The sequence below is a fragment of the Streptococcus ilei genome (assembly GCF_000479335.1).
Lineage (GTDB): Bacteria > Bacillota > Bacilli > Lactobacillales > Streptococcaceae > Streptococcus > Streptococcus ilei.
Genome location: NC_022584.1, coordinates 178,305 through 201,277, shown reverse-complemented (window position 1 = coordinate 201,277; position 22,973 = coordinate 178,305). Strand labels below are relative to the sequence as shown.

16 protein-coding genes are annotated in these 22,973 nt (G+C 41.6%); 3 read left to right on the top strand and 13 right to left on the bottom strand.

The window, feature by feature from the left end; translation table 11 throughout:
* Positions 1 to 7: 7 nt before the first annotated feature.
* The 13 genes from N596_RS01065 to N596_RS01005 form a co-directional block, all read right to left on the bottom strand.
* A complete protein-coding gene (locus N596_RS01065; protein ID WP_023026626.1) occupies positions 8 to 895 on the bottom strand; it encodes a F0F1 ATP synthase subunit gamma in 888 nt (295 codons plus the stop codon).
* Between the two features lie 15 nt (positions 896 to 910).
* Positions 911 to 2,416 carry a F0F1 ATP synthase subunit alpha gene (gene atpA, locus N596_RS01060; RefSeq protein ID WP_023026625.1) on the bottom strand — a complete coding sequence of 502 codons (1,506 nt, stop codon included), beginning with the start codon at positions 2,414 to 2,416 and terminating at the stop codon, positions 911 to 913.
* A 15-nt stretch (positions 2,417 to 2,431) separates the two neighbouring features.
* The gene (locus tag N596_RS01055; RefSeq protein ID WP_023022745.1) at positions 2,432 to 2,968 is read right to left on the bottom strand and encodes a F0F1 ATP synthase subunit delta; all 537 of its coding nucleotides are present in this window, start codon (positions 2,966 to 2,968) and stop codon (positions 2,432 to 2,434) included.
* Positions 2,968 to 3,462 carry a F0F1 ATP synthase subunit B gene (gene atpF / locus N596_RS01050; RefSeq protein ID WP_023026624.1) on the bottom strand — a complete coding sequence of 165 codons (495 nt, stop codon included), beginning with the start codon at positions 3,460 to 3,462 and terminating at the stop codon, positions 2,968 to 2,970. The genes N596_RS01055 and atpF overlap by 1 nt, the downstream gene beginning before the upstream one ends.
* Positions 3,463 to 3,477: 15 nt before the next feature.
* Positions 3,478 to 4,194 (bottom strand): F0F1 ATP synthase subunit A, encoded by a 717-nt coding sequence (atpB, locus tag N596_RS01045; RefSeq protein ID WP_023026623.1) that lies wholly within the window; start codon positions 4,192 to 4,194, stop codon positions 3,478 to 3,480.
* A 32-nt stretch (positions 4,195 to 4,226) separates the two neighbouring features.
* Complete coding sequence (locus tag N596_RS01040) at positions 4,227 to 4,427, bottom strand: F0F1 ATP synthase subunit C (protein WP_023022742.1); 201 nt, start codon at positions 4,425 to 4,427, stop codon at positions 4,227 to 4,229.
* A 268-nt stretch (positions 4,428 to 4,695) separates the two neighbouring features.
* Positions 4,696 to 10,554, bottom strand: a complete 5,859-nt coding sequence (locus N596_RS01035) for a ZmpA/ZmpB/ZmpC family metallo-endopeptidase (protein ID WP_023026622.1) — start codon at positions 10,552 to 10,554, stop codon at positions 4,696 to 4,698.
* Between the two features lie 244 nt (positions 10,555 to 10,798).
* Positions 10,799 to 12,226, bottom strand: coding sequence for a glycogen synthase GlgA (gene glgA, locus N596_RS01030; RefSeq protein ID WP_023026620.1), 1,428 nt, complete (start codon positions 12,224 to 12,226; stop codon positions 10,799 to 10,801).
* A complete protein-coding gene (gene glgD / locus N596_RS01025; RefSeq protein WP_023022738.1) occupies positions 12,226 to 13,362 on the bottom strand; it encodes a glucose-1-phosphate adenylyltransferase subunit GlgD in 1,137 nt (378 codons plus the stop codon). Before glgD ends, glgA begins: the two co-directional genes overlap by 1 nt.
* Positions 13,352 to 14,494 (bottom strand): glucose-1-phosphate adenylyltransferase, encoded by a 1,143-nt coding sequence (locus tag N596_RS01020; protein ID WP_023026619.1) that lies wholly within the window; start codon positions 14,492 to 14,494, stop codon positions 13,352 to 13,354. The genes glgD and N596_RS01020 overlap by 11 nt, the downstream gene beginning before the upstream one ends.
* 117 nt (positions 14,495 to 14,611) lie before the next feature.
* Positions 14,612 to 16,513 carry a 1,4-alpha-glucan branching protein GlgB gene (gene glgB / locus N596_RS01015; protein WP_023022736.1) on the bottom strand — a complete coding sequence of 634 codons (1,902 nt, stop codon included), beginning with the start codon at positions 16,511 to 16,513 and terminating at the stop codon, positions 14,612 to 14,614.
* A gap of 388 nt (positions 16,514 to 16,901) precedes the next feature.
* On the bottom strand, positions 16,902 to 18,635 hold the full coding sequence (gene ptsP, locus N596_RS01010; RefSeq protein WP_023022734.1) for a phosphoenolpyruvate--protein phosphotransferase: 1,734 nt from the start codon (positions 18,633 to 18,635) through the stop codon (positions 16,902 to 16,904).
* 2 nt (positions 18,636 to 18,637) lie between these two features.
* A complete protein-coding gene (locus tag N596_RS01005) occupies positions 18,638 to 18,901 on the bottom strand; it encodes a phosphocarrier protein HPr (protein WP_006596636.1) in 264 nt (87 codons plus the stop codon).
* A 430-nt stretch (positions 18,902 to 19,331) separates the two neighbouring features.
* On the opposite strand from N596_RS01005, the gene nrdH reads away from it, so the two are divergent.
* The 3 genes from nrdH (at position 19,332) to nrdF (ending at position 22,923) form a co-directional block, all read left to right on the top strand.
* A complete protein-coding gene (nrdH, locus tag N596_RS01000; protein WP_006596951.1) occupies positions 19,332 to 19,550 on the top strand; it encodes a glutaredoxin-like protein NrdH in 219 nt (72 codons plus the stop codon).
* A gap of 131 nt (positions 19,551 to 19,681) precedes the next feature.
* The gene (nrdE, locus tag N596_RS00995) at positions 19,682 to 21,841 is read left to right on the top strand and encodes a class 1b ribonucleoside-diphosphate reductase subunit alpha (RefSeq protein ID WP_023026618.1); all 2,160 of its coding nucleotides are present in this window, start codon (positions 19,682 to 19,684) and stop codon (positions 21,839 to 21,841) included.
* A 122-nt stretch (positions 21,842 to 21,963) separates the two neighbouring features.
* Positions 21,964 to 22,923 carry a class 1b ribonucleoside-diphosphate reductase subunit beta gene (gene nrdF / locus N596_RS00990; RefSeq protein WP_023026617.1) on the top strand — a complete coding sequence of 320 codons (960 nt, stop codon included), beginning with the start codon at positions 21,964 to 21,966 and terminating at the stop codon, positions 22,921 to 22,923.
* Positions 22,924 to 22,973: the final 50 nt, after the last annotated feature.

Genomic DNA, 22,973 nt, shown 5'->3' with positions numbered 1-22,973 from the left:
GAATCAACTACTCAAGCGCACTCGCTCCTGCAACAACTTCCGTAATTTCTTGCGTAATGGTCGCCTGACGAGCTCGGTTGTATTGAATGGTCAATTCATCAATTACCTTCTTGGCATTGTCTGTTGCTGTTTGCATGGCCATCATACCGGCAGCATTTTCAGCTGTTTTGGCATCAACGATGGCTCCATAAATCATACTTTCAGCAAACTGTGGAAGCAATTGATCCAAAATCGCATCTCGGTCTGATTCCAACTCCAGATTCAAGATATAATCTTCATCTGCTTCGTTGGGGTCCAAGTCAATGATCGGAAGCATTTGCTCAACCCGCAATTGACTGGTCAAACTATTGACGTGGTGGTTATAACAGACATACAATTCATCAAACAATTCATTTTGATACATTTGGACTGTCTTGTTAATGATCTTCCGCACTTCATCAAAGCTTGGTTGATCAGCTAGGCCACGTAGTTCATAAACCGGCTGGATGCCTCTTGCTCTAAAGAAATCTGCCCCAATACTTCCAATACAGATGACTTCAAAATCCTCACCCGTTGGATGGTATTCTTCCTTCAATTCCATGACAGACTTGAGAATAGAGGCGTTGTATCCTCCCACTAGTCCACGGTCAGAAGTGATGACAATATAAGCAGACTTTTTGACAGGCCGACTCTTTAAAAATGGATGGTACTTAGACTTATCATTCTCAGCCTCATGTCCATGTAAGAGGTCGGTCAATAGCTTACGAACCTTAGATGCGTAAATTCGGAAGTCCTTGGCAGCTTGCTCAGACTTCCCAAGTTTGGCAGCAGATACCATCTGCATAGCATTTGTAATTTGACTGGTATTCTTTGTCGATGCAATTTTATTTTTGATATCATTTAAAGAAACTGCCATCTGCCACTCCTATTTCTATTTGAAACTTGATTGGTTGACAAAGTCAGTAATCACTGCATCCATTGTTTCTTCACTTGGAAGATCTTTGGTCGTCCGAATGGTTTCAAAGATTTCTGGATGATGCACTTCTACAAAGGCAAACAGTTCCTCTTCAAAGCGAAGGATATCATCAACTGGTACACTATCCAAGAATCCATGTGTCAATGCATACAAGATCACAACCTGTTTTTCAACAGTTAATGGTTCATGGACCGGTTGTTTCAAGACTTCTACTGTCCGGCGACCACGGTTCAACTTAGCTTGAGTAGCCGCATCCAAGTCACTACCAAACTTGGTGAAGGCTTCCAACTCACGGTAAGAAGCTAGGTCAATACGGAGAGTCCCCGCAACCTTCTTCATAGCCTTGATTTGGGCTGATCCACCAACCCGTGAGACAGATGATCCTGCGTCAATGGCTGGACGAATTCCTGAGTTAAAGAGGCTATCTTGCAAGAAGATTTGGCCATCTGTGATCGAAATTACGTTAGTCGCGATATAAGCAGAAATATCCCCTGCTTGTGTCTCAATGATTGGAAGCGCAGTAATGGAACCACCACCCAATTCATCCGATACTTTCGCAGAACGTTCCAATAAACGGCTGTGAAGGTAGAAGACATCCCCTGGGAAGGCTTCCCGTCCTGGCGGACGACGAAGAAGAAGGGACAATTCACGGTAAGCAACGGCTTGTTTTGACAAATCATCATAGACGATTAAAACGTGTTTGCCATTGTACATGAACTCTTCGGCCATTGCAACCCCTGCATAAGGTGCCAAATAAAGCAATGGAGACGGTTGAGAAGCCGAAGCAGTTACCACAATCGTATAATCCATGGCTCCATACTTACGAAGTGTTTCTACTTGTGTCCGAACCGTTGATTCTTTTTGTCCAATTGCTACATAGATACAGATCATATCTTGATCCTTTTGGTTCAAGATAGTATCGATGGCAATCGATGTTTTCCCTGTTTGACGGTCTCCGATGATCAATTCCCGTTGGCCTCGTCCAATCGGAACGAGGGCATCAATGGCTTTCAAGCCCGTTTGAAGAGGCTCTGATACAGATTTCCGTTGCATAACACCAGGAGCTGGTGTTTCAACTGGACGGAAGGTATCTGTTACGATTTCTCCCAAGCCATCCACTGGCTGACCAAGAGGATTGACAACCCGACCAATCAAGGCGTCCCCAGCAGGGACTTCCATGATTTTACCAGTCCGACGAATCGAGTCTCCTTCACGAATGTCTGTGAAGTCTCCAAGGATGATAATCCCGACATCTGTCGTTTCCAAGTTTTGCGCCATTCCGTATGAGCCGTTTTCAAAGATCAACAACTCACCACTCATTGCATTTTCAAGGCCATGAGCACGCGCAATCCCGTCACCAATATAGGTAACGACTCCGGTCTCTGTGACGTCAAAATTTGGCTGGAAATTTTCAATTTGTTGCTTAATTAAAGCGCTGATTTCTTGTGCGTTAATCGCCAAAATTCACACCACTTTCTATTTCAATTTAGATTTTATAACTTGCAATTGGTGTTTGAGACTGGTATCCAACGTTTTATGATTGGCTGTCACGACAAAGCCACCAATTAAATCTGGATCGATCTTTTGTTGGATCGAGCGAACTTGAACCCCAAATTTTCTTTCGATAATGGGTACTAGCTTTTGCTCTTGAATGGGATCCAAACCTGCAACTGTCGTAACTGTGACGACAAAAGCGTTGCTCAGTAATTGAATCTGCTCCAAACAAACCGTTACAATGTCATAAAATAAGGCTTCACGATGATTGAGAATCACCACTTCAATCAAATGGTCGAGTAATTGTGAATCAGAGGGTTGAAAAAGCCGTAGACTTTTTGCTTTCTCTTCATCCTCTACACCGATATGAGCTAAGAAGTTCGCAAGTCCAGTCTCCTCAAGAATGCCCTTGATTTGGGTCAATTTTTCAAAGACAAGATCTTGTTCTCCTTTTTCAAAGACCAATTGAACAAAAGGCTGGGTATATTTCTCAATCACCATCAGTTGCTTTTTGTCCATTAGGCATCTCCTAATTCATTTAGGTAGCGATCGATCAGTTGGCGATGGCCTTCAGAGTCCAACTGTTGGCTTAGCAATTTACCTGCCAAGTTGACGGTTAGGTCTGCGACATCTCCCTTGATACTGTTCATCGCTTCTTCTTTATTTTGCGAAATTTCTAATTGCGCTTTTTCTTTCAAGCGAAGGGCTTCTTGGTTAGCTTCACTGAGAATATGAGCCTTATTTTTTTCGGCTGTTTCCTTAGCTGTTTCAAGAATTGTCGTTGCTTCTTGACGACTACCTGCCAACTCCGCTTCGCGTTTTGCAGCTAGTTCCTCAGCCTTTTTACGGGCTGCCTCTGCTTCGTCAATATCGTTGGTAATTTTTTCAGCACGCGCATCCAAAATACTAGTAATATTACCCCAAGCATATTTCTTTACTAAAAAGATTAATAAGAGGAAGGAACCAGCGATCAGTATAAAGTCACCAATAATGGTACCAATTGTTAAATCCATCTTCTACTCCTCTACTTACTCTTCCTCACCGTTTATTTTTTTACCTATGTACATGGATGACAACATGGTAAATACATAGGCTTGGATACATGAAATGAAAATTGAAAAGGCTGTCCATAACATGTTTGCGATAAAGGCAAAAGGATACCAATACAAAGCATTTTGTGACAAGGTCAATAGCAATCCAGCTAAGACCTCACCGGCAAAAATATTTCCGTAGATCCGAATCGCCAAGGAAGCAAAATTGGTGAACTCTTCTAAAATGTTCATCGGAGTCATAAAGCCAGGTGTAACAAATGCTCTCAAATATTCTTTAACGCCTCTACGACGAACTCCTTCTACATGGGCGATCAAAGTGATCAATAATGAGAGGGATAAATCGTATCCAAGGTTAGCTGTTGGGGAAGTCCACAAGTTATAACCGTTTGTTGTTTGTACTTTTGCCATTAAGCCAATATTATTGGCAACCAAGATAAACAGAAATAGAGAAAACAGAAACAAGGAATAATCCTTAATGTATGATTCTCCAATGTTTGGTTTGGTAAAACCAATCACAAAGTCATAAATCATCTCAAGAGCATTTTGTTTGCCCTTTGGACGGATGGTCATTTCACGACTTGCCCAATAGACAAAGGCAAAAACCATCAAAACAGTTACAAGAGACATGGCAAGCAGGGTCAAATCAAAGGATATTGGTCCAATATTAACGGTTGGATTCAAACTTTCTTCCATGGTTTGACACCTCCATTTCTAAATAGAGTTGTCTATTTAATGACAAATGCCATCGCTAGGGTTACAAAGAAGGTACCTTCTACAAAGGCAACACCAAGAATCAAGAGACTACGCAATTGACCAATAATTTCTGGTTGACGTGATGCAGATTTGAACAGATTGCTCATCATCAAACCTTCCGCAAGTGACACACCAAAACAGGCTAAACAAAGACCTAAAAATGTTAAATTCATGATGAATTCTCCTTAAATAAATTTTACTCCCTTAGTTTACTCCAAAAAGATATAAAAGTCAAATGTTTGCATAGAAAGAAAACGTTTTACGGCAATTCTGTTACTACTTTCAAAATTCCTCTTGCCACTAGTTTTCAAAAGATTCCAATCGTTTTTAGACGCTTTGTCTATTTTTGTATTCCACACAAATTTATATTATTTTTATCAGGGTGAGACCTATCTCTACCAAACATCAAAAACTCACCTGCGGAGCAGATGAGTTTTTCGATTAGTTGAAAATAGAGGTTTTGAAACTGTCCGTTTGTTGCAGCAATTTCTTAAAGATTTTTTCTTTCAGTGAAACAGTATTGACAAATTTGACAGCGCCGTTACTTAAGGTAGCTTGATCTTTATCTACTGCTTCAGCAAATGCACGTTTCAAGTCTTCATAGCTAGTGTAGGTTTTACCATCGATGTCAATAGCCTGCATTCCATTTTTGGCACTGGTTACCACTTCATTGAAGTAAGCTTTCTTCCAATCTTCAAGGGTACTGAATCTTCCATCAGAAATCTTTTGAATGATGTAATCATCCCCTAAAGTCGTATGGCCTGCTTGTTTGGATTCTTGTTTATACTTGTTCGAAGCATAACCTAGGAAGCCTTTTTCATAACCATAGTAACCCCAGAGTCTGAAGGTATTGTGTTTGAAGGACATCGCTCCAGGAGCCCCTTCACTGGTGTTCCCACCATAGATCCCTGTCATCATCGGCACAGTCACATAGGCTGAACCAAAGTCAGATGGATTATAGACGCCATTTCCAGGACCACGGTTGGTCATGAAATTATTGGTGATGAGGTCATCTACTGTGTGTAAAGCAATCGCTTTTTCCTCATCACTCAACGGCCGAACCTTATCGAATTGATTCTTGGTGTTCGCTCCTCGGTATTGTTTATCAACCTTCTTGAACCAAGCATTGTTTAAGTCCTTACTATGTTTGTCCAATACAGCTTCCCCTTCTAGGTAATCCAGAAGCATGAGCGTATCGTTATAACCTTTCATGTAACGATCAATTTCATCGCGTGAGGTGAGGTCGTTTGGATTGGTATTGTACCATTGATTGCCATCGTTAGGACGTTCATAGGCCATGTTGAGACCTAAAGCTTTGTATTCCCCATTTGGATTCGATACAGATGGTGTTTGGAGCATTCCTTGGGCAAAGGCTTCAATATCAGTCCCTTCACGGTGTCTCCACCCACCTAAGTAAACCATACGGTCATTTACGTGAGTCGTTTCGTGAGTAAAGGCAGATACCCCAAAATCACTAATCATATCGGTCACCATGAAGAAGACAGAGTCGTCTTTATATGGATTTCCGTAAATTCGAGCTACAGCCCCCATGCGCCAATCTGTCGCATGGTAACGATCGGTAGGCCCGTACAATTCACGAATTGGAGCCACATCTTTGCCACTGTTGGTGTGGCCATAACGGTCTGTACTAATGCCCTTGTAGTTTTGGTTATCAAGGACAGGGGTCGGCACCATATTATTGCTCTTCAAGAGTTGATTGCGTACCTTATCCGTTGCTAGACGTGACCAGAAATCTAGGTAATTCTGTTGTCCTTTAGCCACCTTATCAATTTCGGCTTTGAAGGCAGTTCGTTCTGCTTCCGTGTTCTTGCCATATTTCTCGAAGGAACTATAGGCCATGGTATTGTAGGTTGAAATCAAGAACATATGAGCATCTTTTAAGTTCAAGAGTGGCAAGATCATTTTACCGTGAACATCATTGTTTAAGCCCTCATAAGCTCTGTGTTTAGCAGACGCGAATGCTGGATTGGTCGTCTCAGGTTCCACAATATAGACATTGTCTTTGGTTGCTTTGATGAACCAATCATTCAAGTCTGTATCACTTGTAAAGAGCTCCATATTGTATTTCAGGAAGTCATTTAAGTTACCAGAAAGAGTCGATTTAGCCACAACTTCACGGAAGGCATCGTGGGTACGAGTCCCTTTGATGTAGTCTTCTTTTGAACCAATTTCAATCAAACGGTCTAAGACATCAACATTCTTCCCATAAAAGTCTGGCTTGAACAACATGAGCTGCTTAAGATTGACATCATCAAACTTCACTCCGTAATAGCGGTTGAGGTAAGAAAGACCCAAAAGAACTGCCGCTTTATTGTCCTCAATCTTCTTGATGAGCGCACGTTGGGCAGCCTCATCCGTGTTCAATTGATGGTCTTGGTTTTCAACCAGTTGTTTGACAAAGTGAGTCAGATTGTCCTTGACTTCTTGGAAACTCTCCTCGAGGTAAAGGTTCTTAATGGCATTGACCTTGTTTGGACCAGTTCTACCAAGATGTGTGTAAATTGGATCCGATTGCAATTCGACAGGACTTAATTTCCCTACGATGGCACTAATGAGATCACTACGATCTTTGTCCACCATATTCGGCGTGTAGACTACTTCACCGAGCTCCGCTACACTGTACTCTTTGACTTGTTTGACTTTAGACTCTTTCGGTGAAATGCTGAAGACATCTTTGGTCTTATCTGCGTAGTGGATCAGGATGTGGTCGACATCAGCTAGTTCAGTGACAAAATCATTGCCCTTCATAGCGGTCACAGACAAGACTTCCTTGGTCAAGAGAGGACTAGTTGCAGCAAGTTTATTACCTTGGTCGACAATCCATTCTTTATTATAGAAAGGTTGCAATTTAGCGATATTGCGGTAAGCTAGCTCGCGAGCGGCATCGTAGCCCGTGATTGTTTTGTATTGATCGTCTTTGCTAACAAGGTGATTGAGCGTATCTTCAATCGGTTTGCTGCTGGTGAATTTATCAGCAGTGATTCCCATTGCTTCGATTTTCTGCTCAGCTTCTGCCAGCGAGATGCTTGGGATTTTACGGGAGTTGTTAAAGGTTTTCTTCCCTTCACTCACGCCTTCCACACTGTAATTGCGCTTAGTTCTTGAATAGGTGAAGTAATCATCTGCATCGATATCTGAATGACCAAATACCATCTCACCTGTTTTGACTTTCATCATAGTGATGTTGTCTTCAATAGCACCCAAGGCCCAGTTGGTACCCAGCAATCCACCAGACTGAACAGCTTCTTTTAGTTCGATAGAACCTTTAGCAACGGAGTTTTTGAGGACCCCTTCTTTACCTACTGTATGGTTATTGCCACCATTTTGGGAGGAGTAGACGAGACCTGCCGCTTTGGCTTTGTTCCCAGTAATTTCAGCGTCAACGTAGGCTTTTTCAACAACACCCTTCCAGTTTTCACCAACAACACCCGCTAAATAGCCTCCTCTATTACCTGCAGCGTGCAGTTTCCCGATAAAGGCAACATTGCTAACCTTCCCACTACCATCAATTTTATTGACGATCCCTGCTACGTCATTGTTCCCAACAACACTTCCTGTTACTTTAATATTTTCAACAGTTGCATTGTTTTTGATGACACCTGCGATTGGGGCTACTCGATCAGTCCCAGGTAGGTCAATCGCAACATTTTCAAGCAAGAGATTCTTAACCGAGCCACCTTCGATATTCCCAAACAGTGGTCGCGTGATATTATGGATGGCAAATGTATTTCCATCCGTACTTTCCAAAATTCCCTTGAAGGCATTGGTTACATAAGATTTTCCTGCTGGTTGGACATTGGCTGCATTCATATTGCTACCAATCTTAAAGGTTCCAGTCGGATTGGCTTGCATGGCTTTTACAAGTTCGTTGAAATTGTAGTAGACATCACCTTCATGAGCTTTTGGTTTCGCAATATAGTGGACATAGTCCTCATTGAACTGGTTGTCTGCAGTCCGTTGGACCAAATCTGGAGCTTTGGCTGTTACTTTGTAGAGGGTCGCGCCATCAACCGTCACTTCTTCGATTTTATCAACGGCTAGTTTCGTGACCTTATTATCATGGGTGGTAACCTTTAAGTAATAAGGTTTCACATCTGAAGGTGTTTCTGACAAGAGGCTACGATCGGTCTCAAGGCCTTGGTCATCCACGCTAATCAGACTGGTTTCCTTGATGTTTTTGACTTCGACTTTTTTAAGGTCAAGTCTTAGTGGTTCTTCCTTGAGAACCTCTTCTTCATCCCCATTTCCACGATCATAGACCATGGTCGTAGCAAGCGTATAATCCTTGTAGTAGTCTAAATCCAGTAAGGCAGCTGCTAAATCAGTCTCTGAAAGGGCAAAAGTTTTCACAACTTGATCACCCTTCTTCAATACAGCCTGGATAGACTTGATGGTCACCCCCTCTGGCTTGTCTAACTGATAGGTAGCTTTGGCACTACGCTCCAATTCTTCCTTATCGACCTGGGTCAAGGTTAAGGTAGGCTTTTCAAGTTCTTTGCTCCCTTTTTGAATAATCTGATCTTGGGCTTGTTCAACTACTTCTTCCGAAACCGTTGGAGCATCCGTAGTTTTGACACCTTTAATGGTCTTATAGAGCTTGGTGATTTTCTTCTTCCCATTTTTTCCTGCTTGAGAAACCCTTTCGCTTCCTTTTAGCAGGGTGGCATCTTGTTCGGTTACCGTCTTAAATGGAATTTCCTCAAAAGCGACTTCCTCTGCTTGCCCTTCAATCTCCTTGGTCCCACGACTAATTTTTTCTGTCACAGGTGCTTTTACCGTTTCAGTTGTTGTGCTGAGAGGCTCACCAATCTTCTCGCCATTGACCGTTTTATAGACACGGCGAACTTCCTGACTACCTGCCTCTCCTTTTTGAAGGATACTTTCTTCATCAGTATAGCGATTTGCATCTGATACATATTCGGTTTCATACGGAAGGACCTCTGTTTCTGTTTCTGTAACCGTTCCTTCCATTATTTGGTAAGCTGGATTCTCAGGCTGAATCGGAGCTTCGCCCACATGACCTTCTTCCTGTGTTCCCTTGGCTTCAACGACACCGGTATAAGCTGGGTTCTCTGGTTGTACAGAAGCTTCACCAACATGGCCTTCTTCTTGGTTCCCTTTGGCTTCCACCACTCCTGTATAGGCGGGATTCTCTGGCTGTACAGGAGCTTCGCCCACATGACCTTCTTCTTGCGTCCCCTTGGCTTCAACAACACCGGTATAAGCTGGGTTCTCTGGCTGTACAGGAGCTTCCCCTGCATGACCTTCTTCCTGTGTTCCTTTAGCAGTTACAACTGGAACAGGTTGAGGACTTGGTTGAATCTCCTCCTTTGTTCCAATAGCAATTATTTGTGGAACTGCTTCTTTTGTTACAGTTCTTTCAAGTACTTTGCGAACTTCCTGACCATTTACCGTACTCACTTCTGTTAAAACAGTTTGTTCCCCATTTTGCCCAGCTCTTAGAACTGTCGTTTGACCTTTGGCCAAAGTAGGATCTATTTGTTCTACAGTTTCAAATGGAATAATTTCTGTTGATACTTCAACTCTTGGCTTCTCCACTAGAGGGAAAGTAGGGCCTTCATTTGGTGTAACCTGAGTTAGAGTCTCCTCTTTCGTTGCGGGTTGATAGAGACCGGAGATGGCCGGCTTTTCTTTACCTTTCACGACAGGTGCTTGCCCATCCAATTTAGGAGTAGCTGAATATCGAAGATAGCCGACATAGTCATAACCTTCAATCGGAATAACACCATTGGCTAATTCTTTACTGCTTGCAATGGAAAGAGTGTGATTGTAGCTTCGTAATTCAATATTTTGCAAGGCCGCAGCATCGATAGACAAGAGCAGACTTTGCCCCATGGAACCAATTAATAAAAGTCCCATTACTTTTTTACGATGTTTCTTGGAAAGCAAAAGAACTGCAAAGGAGGCAGTCGCCAGACTAAGACCTGCAATTGCTAATTCGGTCGTGCCTGTTTGTGGCAGCAGCCCTTGGCTAGCTGTTTTCTTCCTATACACCAGATAAAAGGTATCTTCATTTTGATACTCTTCAGGAATAGCATGAATCACCTGGGCTTGTTCTTCGGGTGTTAACTCATTTTCCGTAACATAGCCTAAATGAACTGTTGCTTCTCGAGTCAGTTGATCTGCTTGTACGGATGGTGCACCTAACAAGCTGGTTGCAAAGAAAAAGGCTCCAATAGCAACCGGTCCTACTCCGACGGATAATTTTCGAATCGAATACTTGGTAATCTTTTCAACAGCTTTTCTTGTTTGTTTCATCCTATAACTTCCTACATAGTAATATTAGTACGTCATAAGAAGCTATATTTATTTTTGGAGTAGATACTCCCTTTCTCTAACCTAGCTTCCTGTGATTTTTTACCTTTACCTATCTTATCTTTTTTCAGTGATTTTAGCAACATATCTTACTCAGATTTCTTCCTTTTTTTGATTACCTATATTTTAGTAGTAAATTTTTTCTTACTCAAGCAAAAAACGCCTAAATAGGCGTTTTTTATTGATCTTATAATGATTGATAGAGATCAGCATAATGTTGACTAGCTGTATCCCATGAGAAGTCACGGCTCATGGCTTGTCTTTGGAGACCAAGCCAAGCCTCCTTATCGTGAGTATAGACCGTCAATGCTTGATCTACAGCCCAGTTTAGCCAGTAACCAGAAAGGTTGTTAAAGCTAAAGCCAGTACCACTACCATCAAGCACATTATAGGCTTGTACTGTATCTCGAAGTCCTCCTACCTCGTGAACCAATGGTAGCGTGCCATAGCGCATGGCCATCATTTGAGATAGTCCACATGGTTCAAAACGACTTGGCATCAAGAAGACATCAGAAGCAGCATAAATTTCCTGCGCTAACTGGACATCAAACATAATATTGGCAGAGAGTTTATCTGGATAAGCTTGACCAAACCAAGAAAAGGCATGTTCAAAGCCAGGATCTCCTGTTCCCAAAAGAACGATTTGGATATCCTTTTGTAAGAGGTTATGTAATTCTTCAACTACCACATCAAACCCTTTTTGGTGAGTCAAACGAGAAACGATTCCAAACAAGGGAACATCATCACGAACCGGAAGTCCGACACGTTCCTGAAGAGCTCGCTTACTTGCTGCTTTTCCTGATAAATCATCTTTACTGAAATGATAGGTCAAGAGCGGGTCTGTCTCAGGATTGTATAGGTCTGTATCGATTCCATTCACAATCCCCGTCAATTTACCAGATTCCATGCGCAAGATTTGATCAAGGCCACAACCATATTCAGCCGTTCTGATTTCATAACTATAACTTGGTGAAACCGTCGTCACACGATCAGCATAGAGGATCCCGGCCTTCATCCAGTTCAAGCAATCCTTCCACCGAAGGGTACCATCTTCGTAGCGCTCAAATCCAACTCCAAACAGATCCCACAACATTCCTGGATCAAACTGACCTTGGAACTCCAGATTATGGATGGTCAAGACAGACTTAATTCCATTGTAAGCTTGAATCCAACGGTATTTCTCTTTTAGTAGGAAAGGAATCATGGCTGTATGGTAGTCATGAGCGTGGACGATATCTGGAATAAAGTCTACACGTTCCATCATCTCAAGCGCTGCCAATTGGAAGTAGGCAAAGCGCTCCCCATCATCAAAATCTCCGTAGACATGTCCTCTAAAGAAATATTTTTGGTTATCAATAAAATAGAAGGTAACACCATCACGATAGATGCGTTTCACACCAACATATTCACTTCTCCATCCCACTCTGGTCTCGAAGTGCAAAACATCTTCAACTTGGTCGCCAAATTTCGCCTCTACCATGTCGTAGTAGGGGAGGACGACACGAACATCATGTCCTTTTTTAGCCAAGGATTTAGGAAGTGCTCCAATCACATCTCCTAGCCCCCCTGTTTTTGAAAAGGGAGCTCCTTCTGCGGCAACAAACAATAATTTCATTATCCAATATCCTCTGTAATCACAGCACCTTTTTTAATCACAAGAGGTGCCTCTTGGGTTCCACGAATGGTTACACCAGCCTCAACCACAACTCCCTTGTCAAGAATCGCATGCTCGACGACTGCTCCCTCATGGACAACAACGCCTGGGAACAAGAGACTGCTACGAATTTCAGCCCCCTTATGTAGATGAACACAACGAGACACAATCGAATCATGCACCAAAGCTTCTACAATACTTCCTGAGGCAAATTGCGAATTCTTAATTTGCGAACCAGGAGCATAGTAAGTAGCCTCTTCATTTTTCACCTTGGTATAAACTTTTTGGTTTGGTGAGAAGAGGGACATGAATTTATTGGTTTCCAACATATCCAAGTTAGCACGATAGTAAGATTCAACTGAATGAATATTGGCAATATAGCCAGTGTATTCAAAAGCGAAGGCCCCATGTTCTACTGCTAAATCACGAAGGATATAACGCAATTTTTCTGGATGTTCTTTATGGATTTCTGATTCTAATCTTTCAATCAACCATGGTGTATCCACAATAAAGATATCCGTTGACATATTATAGAGAGCATCTGCATCTGTTCCATCAAACAATTTTTGACGCGTAACATGGTCAGTCTCATCAATATCCAAGATAGCATTTACGTCAGAGATGTCACGTTGATGCATCTTTTTGTAGACGACAGTAATAGGTGCATCAACGGTATTATGCAAATGGAAAACCTGGTTTAAATCAATATTTACCAATACGTCACAGTTAAGAGCGACTGTTTGATTAGATCCTGAGCGTTTTAAATAAGTTAATAACTGTTCATAGTACTCTTTCCCAACATTAGAGCTTTCAACTGGTGTGTTATAAATTCCAAGGTAGTAGTGGCTCAAAAGAGTTGACAAGCCCCACTCACGACCAGAGCGGATATGGTCAAAGACAGAACTGATATTTTCTTGTTGGAAAATACCAAATACACTACGGATTCCTGCGTTAGCAAGGCTAGAAAGCGGGAAGTCAATCAAACGATATTTCCCATCAAATGGCAGACTGGCAACAGGACGATGATCTGTCAATGACGACATATCATGGAAGCCCACTGTGTTTCCTAAAATAGCTGAATACTTATCAATCTTCATCTGTTGCTACCCCCACTTTTTCGTTATATCCAACGACTTGTACTTCTTCCGTTCCATCGATGACAACACCTTCTGAAACAACTGCTCCTTCACCGATAATCGCACGTTTAATCACAGCACCTTGTCCGATAATGGCACCACTCATGATAACAGAATCTTCAACGACTGCACCTTTACGAACTTGTGCTTCCGTAGACAAGATAGAACGTTTTACGGTTCCGTCTACCAAGCACCCATCCACTACCAAGGAATCTTCAATATTAGCATGTTCGCCAAAGAAGTTTGGTGGTGAAATCAAGTTACGAGAATAGATCTTCCAGTGACGGTCGCGGCTATCCAAGGCATTGTTTGGATCAATGTATTCCATATTCGCTTCCCAGAGAGATTCAATAGTCCCCACGTCTTTCCAATAGCCCTTGAATTCATAAGCATAGACGCTTTCTCCAGATTCAAGGTAAGTTGGAATAACGTTTTTACCAAAGTCAGACATATCGATGTCACTCTTCTCTGCAGCCACTAGCATATTGCGAAGGCGAGCCCAGTCAAAAATATAGATTCCCATGGAAGCTTTTGTCGATTTTGGCTCTGCAGGTTTTTCTTCAAACTCTACAATACGATTGTTGGCATCCGTATTCATAATTCCAAAACGGCTAGCTTCTTTTAAAGGTACATCCAATACAGCTACGGTAAGGCTGGCATTATTGTCTTTGTGAGACTGAAGCATTTCGTCATAGTCCATCTTGTAGATATGGTCTCCAGAAAGGATCAACACATACTCTGGATTGATGCTATCGATGTAGTCGATGTTTTGGAAAATCGCATGACTTGTTCCTTCAAACCAACGATTTCCTTCACTTGCAGAATAAGGTTGAAGGATAGAAACCCCAGTATTAATACCATCAAGACCCCAACTTGAACCATTTCCGATATGATTGTTTAAGGCAAGCGGTTGATACTGAGTAATCACGCCAACATTGTGGATACCTGAGTTGGCACAGTTGGATAAGGCAAAGTCAATAATACGATAACGTCCCCCAAATTGCACTGCAGGTTTGGCAATGCTTTGAGTGAGTTTTCCAAGGCGAGTTCCTTGCCCACCAGCAAGGATCAGAGCTAGCATTTCATTCTTCATTGATTACTCCTTTTTGGATTGACGAGACCTTCTTCCCAGTTCTGAGGAGAGGCACTGTGGCCTCTTCTACAGAGTTAGGAATGGGATCATAGACCGCGATCAGTAGATCACCAACAACTATTCTTTTGTTTTAGACACATTGGAACGAAGTTTTCGTTTCACTTTCCATACACTAGCTCCAAGAGCCGGTAAAGTAAAGGTTAAGGTTTGTGGATAATCTTTCCATAATCCCTCTTGAGTCTTCACTTCTTGGTTGTGCTCTTTCCAGACACCTCCCCATTTCTCTAATTCTGTATTCCAAATTTCTTCATAGACCCCAGCTACAGGGACGCCGACTGTAAAGTCCTTGCGCTCTACTGGTGCCATATTAAAGATACAAAGCAAATGATTTCCTTTTTTATCCTTACGAGTAAAGGTCAAAACGCTTTGATCTCGGTTATCTGCATCAATAATCTCAATACCATCATAGCTATCATCAATTTCCCACAACATCTTGTTGTCTTTGTAGAATTGATTGAGCTGGGAAGTAAATTCTTGCATCTTGCGGTTCATGTCATCTTCCAGATTAGACCATTCTAACTGTTCTTCAGACCTCCACTCTAAGAATTGGCCAAACTCTGAACCCATGAAGAGCAATTTCTTCCCTGGGTGACAAATCTGATAGGTCAAGAGATTTCTCAAGCCGGCGAACTGATTGTAGCGATCTCCCCACATCTTATGCATGAGACTCTTCTTGCCATGCACCACTTCATCGTGAGAAAACGGCAACAAGAAATTCTCAGAGAAAGCATACATAAAGCTAAAGGTCACCAAATTGAAATCAAATTTCCGGTAAATAGGATCTTCCTCGTAGAAGCGAAGGATATCATTCATCCATCCCATATTCCACTTGTAGTCAAAACCTAAGCCACCGTATTCTTCTGGACCAGTAATCTTAGTTCCAGATGAACTTTCTTCAGCAACCATGATCACATCAGGATGCTCAAGTTTAATCACCGCATTCATTCGTTTAAGGAAATGAATCCCCTCATAATTGAGATTTCCACCATCGATATTTGGTGTCCATGGACCACTATCGTAATCTAAGTAGAGCATGTTGCTGACCGCATCGACCCGGATTCCATCCAAATGATAAAACTCAATCCAGAATTTTACACTAGAAATAAGGAAGGATTGGACCTGGTTTTTCCCTAGGTCAAAGTTCATTGCTCCCCAACCATAGTTGTGAGCCCGATGATGGTCCTGATATTCAAAGGTTGGTGTCCCATCATAATAGGCCAAGGCATCATCATTGATCGTAAAGTGTCCGGGCACCCAGTCCACAATCACCCCAATGTTATTCAAGTGACAGGCCTCAACGAAATCCTGAAACTCTTCCGGTGTTCCGTAAGTATGTTCCAAGGCAAAGTAACCCATCAATTGATAGCCCCAACTTAGTCCGAGCGGGTGAGCCATCACCGGCATGAACTCCACATGGGTATAGTTCATTTTCACCAAGTAAGGAATCAAATCTTCCTTCAACTGAGCAAAGGAATAAGGACTTCCATCTTCATTCCGTTTCCAGGATCCAGCATGAACCTCATAGATATTAACTGGTCGAGATCGAAAACCAAGTTTTCTCCGTCTCGCCATCCACAGTCCATCTTTCCATTTCCGCTCTGGAATATCAGTAATAACCGCTCCTGTACCTGGACGTTTTTCCATGCGTACCGCTAAAGGATCCACCTTCATCAAGCGGTGGCCATTTTGTCTTGTAACATGGTACTTATAAATATCTCCCACTTGAGGTGCTGTTGTAAAAACTTCCCAAACACCAGCTTCATTTCTCACCATAGGAATTTCATTTTCTTCCCATTGGGTGAAATCACCTACTAAGTGTACTGCCTGTGCATTTGGAGCCCATACGCGGAAACAATACCCCTCCACACCATCTACTTGCTCTTTATGAGCCCCTAGATAATGTTGAAGATGAAAGTTCTCTCCGGTTCCAAATGTGTACAATGCTTGTTTCGTATCCATTCACTCACCTCTCTCGCCTCTTATGAAAGCGCTTCCTAATAGTATTATTCTACTATAAATAGTTGAAATATTCAAGATTATTTCTTGAATAATGCGATGAAAATATATGAAAATAATTCAAAACTTCCAAGTTTTCCCTGAAATTTCCTAAAATCAATTCACAATTGTTCAGCTTTCAAACTATCTTTCTAACATTATACTATAAAAATCATTGTAATCAAACCTATTTCCGAAAATTTTTAGAAAATTTAGATTTTTTGTTTTGATATAGGGATATCTACTCTATTTTTATTCAGCTACTTCCTTTATAAGACAAATAAAGTAGCAAAATAAAAAAGCTACCACCTCTTCCAAGGTGATAACTTTGTTATCAGATTCTTAAAATCAATTAATCTACGTTCACGTATTCTTTAGAAAGTTCAAGAACTTCTTCCATTGTTGAACATTCAGTAAGAGCACGGTTAGCGTATTCTTGCATCTTAGTTGTATCCAATTTCTTCATCAAGCTACGTGTACGAAGGACTGATGTAGCTGACATTGAGAACTCATCCAAGCCCATTCCGACAAGGAGTGGAACAGCTGTTTGGTCACCGGCCATTTCACCACACATACCAGCCCATTTACCTTCAGCGTGAGCTGCCTTGATAACGTTGTTAATCAAGCGAAGGATTGATGGGTTATATGGTTGGTAAAGGTATGATACTTGTTCGTTCATACGGTCAGCAGCCATTGTGTATTGGATCAAGTCGTTTGTACCAATTGAGAAGAAGTCAACTTCTTTGGCAAATTGGTCAGCCAACATTGCTGCTGCTGGGATTTCAATCATGATACCTACTTCGATGTCGTCAGCAACGGCAACACCTTCAGCAACCAATTTCGCTTTTTCTTCTTCAAGAATACCTTTAGCGGTACGGAACTCCGTCAACAAAGCAACCATTGGGAACATGATCCGCAATTTACCGTGAACAGATGCACGAAGCAAGGCACGTAATTGAGTACGGAACATTTGGTTACCAGTTTCAGAGATGGAGATACGCAAAGCACGGTAACCCAAGAATGGGTTCATTTCTTTAGGAAGATCGAAGTAAGGAAGTTCTTTATCCCCACCGATATCCATTGTACGAACGACAACAGGTTTACCGTTCATACCTTCAAGAACTGCTTTGTATGCTTCGTATTGGTCATCTTCAGTTGGGAAGTCTTGAGAATCCATGTACAAGAATTCAGTACGATAGAGACCAACAGCTTCTGCACCATTTTCGTTCACACCTTCAACGTCTTTAGGTGTACCGATGTTAGCAGCCAACTCGAAGTGTTTGCCATCAGCTGTCACTGTTTTCGCATCTTTTAAAAGAGCCCATTCAGCTTTTTGTTTGGCATAAGCTTCACCAGCTGCTTTAAATTCTGCAATTTGTTCTTCACTTGGGTTGATGACTACTTCACCAGTGATTCCAGATACGGCCAAAATATCACCATCTTTTACAAGATCGGTAATGTTGTTTGTACCAAGAACCGCTGCGATTTCAAGTGTACGCGCCATGATAGCTGAGTGACTTGTACGTCCACCAATGTTTGTAACAAAGGCTTTAACGAACTGTTTGTTCAATTGAGCGGTATCGGATGGAGTCAAGTCATGCGCAACCACGATTGCTTCTTCATTGATGGTTGCAGGGTTTGGCAATTTCTTACCAAGCAAGTTTGCAAGAACACGTTTGGTCACGTCGCGAATATCTGCTGCACGTTCTTGCATGTATGGGTTATCTTCCATTCCTTCAAAGATGGTGATAAACATGTCTGTAACTTCTTTTAAACCAGCCTCAGCATTCACCTTCTTCGTGCGAATTGTTTCCTTGATCTGACCAACCATTTCAGGGTCAGAAAGAACCATCATGTGAGCATCAAATACTTGTGCTGCTTCCTCACCAAGGCTCGCTACTGCATTCTCCCGAATAAGAGAAAGCTCGTTTTGTGAAGCTTCAAGAGCTGCATCCAAACGAGCTTCTTCTGCATTTGTATCTTCAACTGAGATTGTTTCAAATGACAAGTCGGGTTGAACAAGTAGATATGCCTTAGCAACGGCAACACCATCAGATGCTGCAATTCCTTTAAGCATTTCTGTCATGTTTATGCCAATCCTTCTTTTTCCATTGTTTCAGCGATTGCTGCAAGAGCATCATCAGCGTCAGCTCCTTCAGCTGAGATTACAACGTCAGCTCCTTGACCAACACCAAGGCTCATAACACCCATGATTGATTTCAAGTTAACTGATTTACCTTTGTATTCAAGAGTAATATCTGAAGCAAATTTGCTAGCAGTTTGAACCAACAAAGTTGCTGGACGTGCGTGGATACCTGTTTCTGCCACGATGTGGAAATCTTTAGAAGCCATAGTTTGACTCTCCTTTTAAAATTAGTTTTGAGTTATCTGTGATAACCCTTACAATTTGCTATTATATCATCTTCTTCATTATTTTTCAAGATTTTTATCACACACTTACTGAAAATACTTACAGGAAGCACTCAATTTTTCTCTTCTTTTGATCTTCTTTTTTTACTTTCTTCTATTAAATAAATAGAATTGCTTTCACGGACACAGTATATAGAATTTTAGGAAAAAGATAGGAATTCCTTTGACTTAAAAAACCTATATTTTATCACGTTTTCCTCAATTTTCACTAATTCTTACAATACTACATATTGTGGTATCTTCCGGTATAGTTAATTTATGTGCACAATATTTAGTTAAAACTCTTGACAAGGAAAAACCTTTTGTTTATACTAGATACAGATTTATGAATTTAGAGGAGTTAGATCACATTATGGTGACAATTTATTCAAAAAATAATTGCGTTCAATGTAAAATGACCAAACGTTTTTTAGATACCAATCACGTTGAATACCGTGAAATTAATCTAGATGAGCAACCTGAGTTTGTAGACCATGTGAAGAACCTTGGTTTCAATGCTGCGCCAGTTATCCAAACGGCAGATGAAGTCTTCTCTGGCTTCCAACCAGCTAAGCTCAAGAAATTATCTTAACATTATCAAACAGGATTTGATTGGTCTAGGGAATGGATGACTGTAGTCCTTGACTACTGTGTTCCCTGGCCCTTTTACTTGTACAGGGGAGCTTGCCTCCCCTTTGTTTTTGAATTAGAAAAAGGAACATTATGGGATTAAAATCACTTGAAGACGTAACCTACTTCCGTCTTAATAATGAAATCAACCGTCCAGTAAACGGTCAAATCATGCTTCATAAAGACAAAGAAGCCTTGGATGCCTTCTTCAAAGAAAACGTTGCGCCAAATACTATGGCCTTTGATTCAATAACGGATAAAATCAACTACCTTATTGAACACAACTATATCGAAACAGCTTTTATCAAGAAATATCGTCCAGAATTCTTGGAAGAACTTTATCAATTTATCAAAGACCAAAACTTCCAATTCAAGTCCTTCATGGCTGCCTATAAATTCTATAACCAGTATGCGCTTAAAACAAATGATGGAGAATACTATCTCGAAAGCATGGAAGACCGCGTCTTCTTCAATGCTCTCTATTTTGCAGATGGAAATGAAGACATTGCCAAAGACATCGCAAACGAAATCATCCACCAACGCTACCAACCAGCTACTCCTTCTTTCTTAAATGCTGGACGTGCCCGCCGTGGAGAATTGGTTTCCTGTTTCTTGATCCAAGTAACAGATGATATGAATGCGATTGGACGCTCTATCAACTCTGCCCTTCAACTGTCACGTATCGGTGGTGGGGTTGGAATCTCTCTCAGCAACCTTCGTGAAGCTGGAGCACCGATCAAGGGTTATGAAGGAGCTGCTTCTGGGGTCGTTCCTGTTATGAAACTCTTTGAAGATAGCTTCTCTTACTCAAACCAATTGGGTCAACGTCAAGGTGCTGGGGTTGTTTACCTCAACGTCTTCCACCCAGACATTATCGCCTTCCTTTCTACTAAGAAAGAAAATGCCGATGAAAAAGTTCGTGTGAAAACTCTATCACTTGGTGTTGTGGTACCTGATAAATTCTACGAATTGGCACGTAAAAATGAAGAAATGTACCTCTTCAGTCCATATTCTGTAGAGCGTGAATACGGAGTGCCATTCAACTACATCGACATCACTGAAAAATATGATGAGTTGGTCGCTAATCCAAACATCCGTAAGACAAAAATTAAAGCCCGTGATTTGGAAACAGAAATTTCTAAATTGCAACAAGAATCTGGTTACCCATATGTAGTCAATATTGATACTGCTAACCGCGCCAACCCAGTTGATGGCAAAATCATCATGAGTAACTTGTGTTCAGAGATCCTCCAGGTTCAAGAACCAAGCTTGATCAACGATGCTCAAGAGTTCATTAAAATGGGAACCGACGTCTCATGTAATCTTGGTTCAACCAACGTGGTCAACATGATGACTTCACCTGACTTTGGTCGCTCAATCCGAGCTATGGTACGTGCCTTGACCTTCGTTACTGATAGTTCTCACATCGTAGCTGTTCCTACGATCGACCATGGAAATAGCCGAGCGCATACCTTTGGTCTTGGTGCTATGGGACTTCATAGCTATCTTGCCCAACAATTGATCGAGTACGGATCACCTGAGTCTGTTGAGTTCACTAGCATCTACTTCATGCTTATGAACTACTGGACCCTCGTGGAATCAAATAACATCGCGCGTGAACGGGGCGTTACCTTCCACAACTTTGAAAAATCAGACTATGCCAACGGTAGCTACTTTGATAAGTACACGACTGGAGAGTTTGTTCCAAAATCAGAGCGTGTCAAAGAACTCTTTAAAGACATCTTCATTCCTAGTGCAGAAGATTGGGCTGAACTTCGTGATAAAGTGAAAGCAGATGGTCTTTACCACCAAAACCGTTTAGCTGTAGCACCAAATGGTTCTATCAGCTACATCAATGACGTGTCTGCTTCTATCCACCCAATTACACAACGGATTGAAGAACGTCAAGAGAAGAAAATCGGGAAGATCTACTACCCTGCAGCAGGATTATCAACAGATACCATTCCTTACTACACTTCTGCTTACGATATGGATATGCGGAAAGTCATCGATGTCTATGCTGCCGCAACTGAGCACGTAGACCAAGGGCTCTCACTGACTCTCTTTATGCGCAGTGACATTCCAAAAGGTCTTTACGAATGGAAAACTGAAAATAAACAAACCACTCGTGACTTGTCTATCCTTCGTAACTATGCCTTTAATAAGGGAATCAAGTCTATCTACTACGTCCGTACCTTTACAGATGATGGTGGAGAAGTTGGCGCGAACCAATGTGAAAGCTGTGTCATCTAAGACACTCTGATCCATTGCTACCAAAAGTCGGTCCGCCGACTTTTTGTGCAGTATTCTAACAATTGTGTTAGAATAACAATGATTGTATGATCGAATGAATTAGAAAAAGAAAGAGATTTCAAATGGAAACTTACTACAAAGCCATTAACTGGAATGCCATCGAAGATGTCATCGATAAATCTACTTGGGAAAAGCTAACCGAACAATTCTGGTTGGATACACGTATTCCTTTGTCAAACGACTTGGACGACTGGAGAAAGTTATCTCTCAAAGAAAAAGACTTGGTTGGTAAAGTCTTTGGTGGATTGACACTCTTGGATACCATGCAGTCCGAAACTGGTGTGCAAGCTCTTCGTGCAGATATCCGTACTCCCCACGAAGAAGCTGTCTTTAACAACATCCAATTCATGGAATCTGTCCATGCTAAGTCTTACTCTTCAATCTTTTCTACCTTGAATACCAAGTCAGAAATCGAAGAGATTTTCGAATGGACCAATACCAATCCTTTCCTTCAGAAGAAGGCAGAAATCATCAATGAAATCTACCTCAATGGAACTCCCCTTGAAAAGAAAGTAGCCAGCGTCTTTCTTGAAACTTTCCTCTTCTACTCTGGTTTCTTCACACCGCTCTACTATCTTGGAAACAACAAGTTGGCCAACGTAGCTGAGATCATCAAGTTGATCATTCGGGACGAATCTGTTCACGGAACCTACATCGGTTACAAGTTCCAACTTGGATTTAACGAATTACCAGAAGAAGAGCAAGAAAAACTCAAAGAGTGGATGTATGACCTACTCTACACCCTCTATGAAAACGAAGAAGGCTACACAGAGAGTCTCTATGACGGTGTGGGCTGGACAGAGGAAGTCAAGACCTTCCTTCGCTACAATGCTAACAAAGCCCTTATGAACTTGGGACAAGATCCGCTCTTCCCTGACTCAGCAGATGATGTCAACCCAATCGTTATGAACGGGATCTCAACCGGAACATCCAACCACGACTTCTTCTCTCAAGTCGGAAACGGTTACCTTCTCGGTGAAGTAGAAGCTATGCAGGATGACGATTATAACTACGGTTTATAAGTCAAAAACCTTTCCAGATGGAAAGGTTTTTTTATTGCAATCTTTTTCTA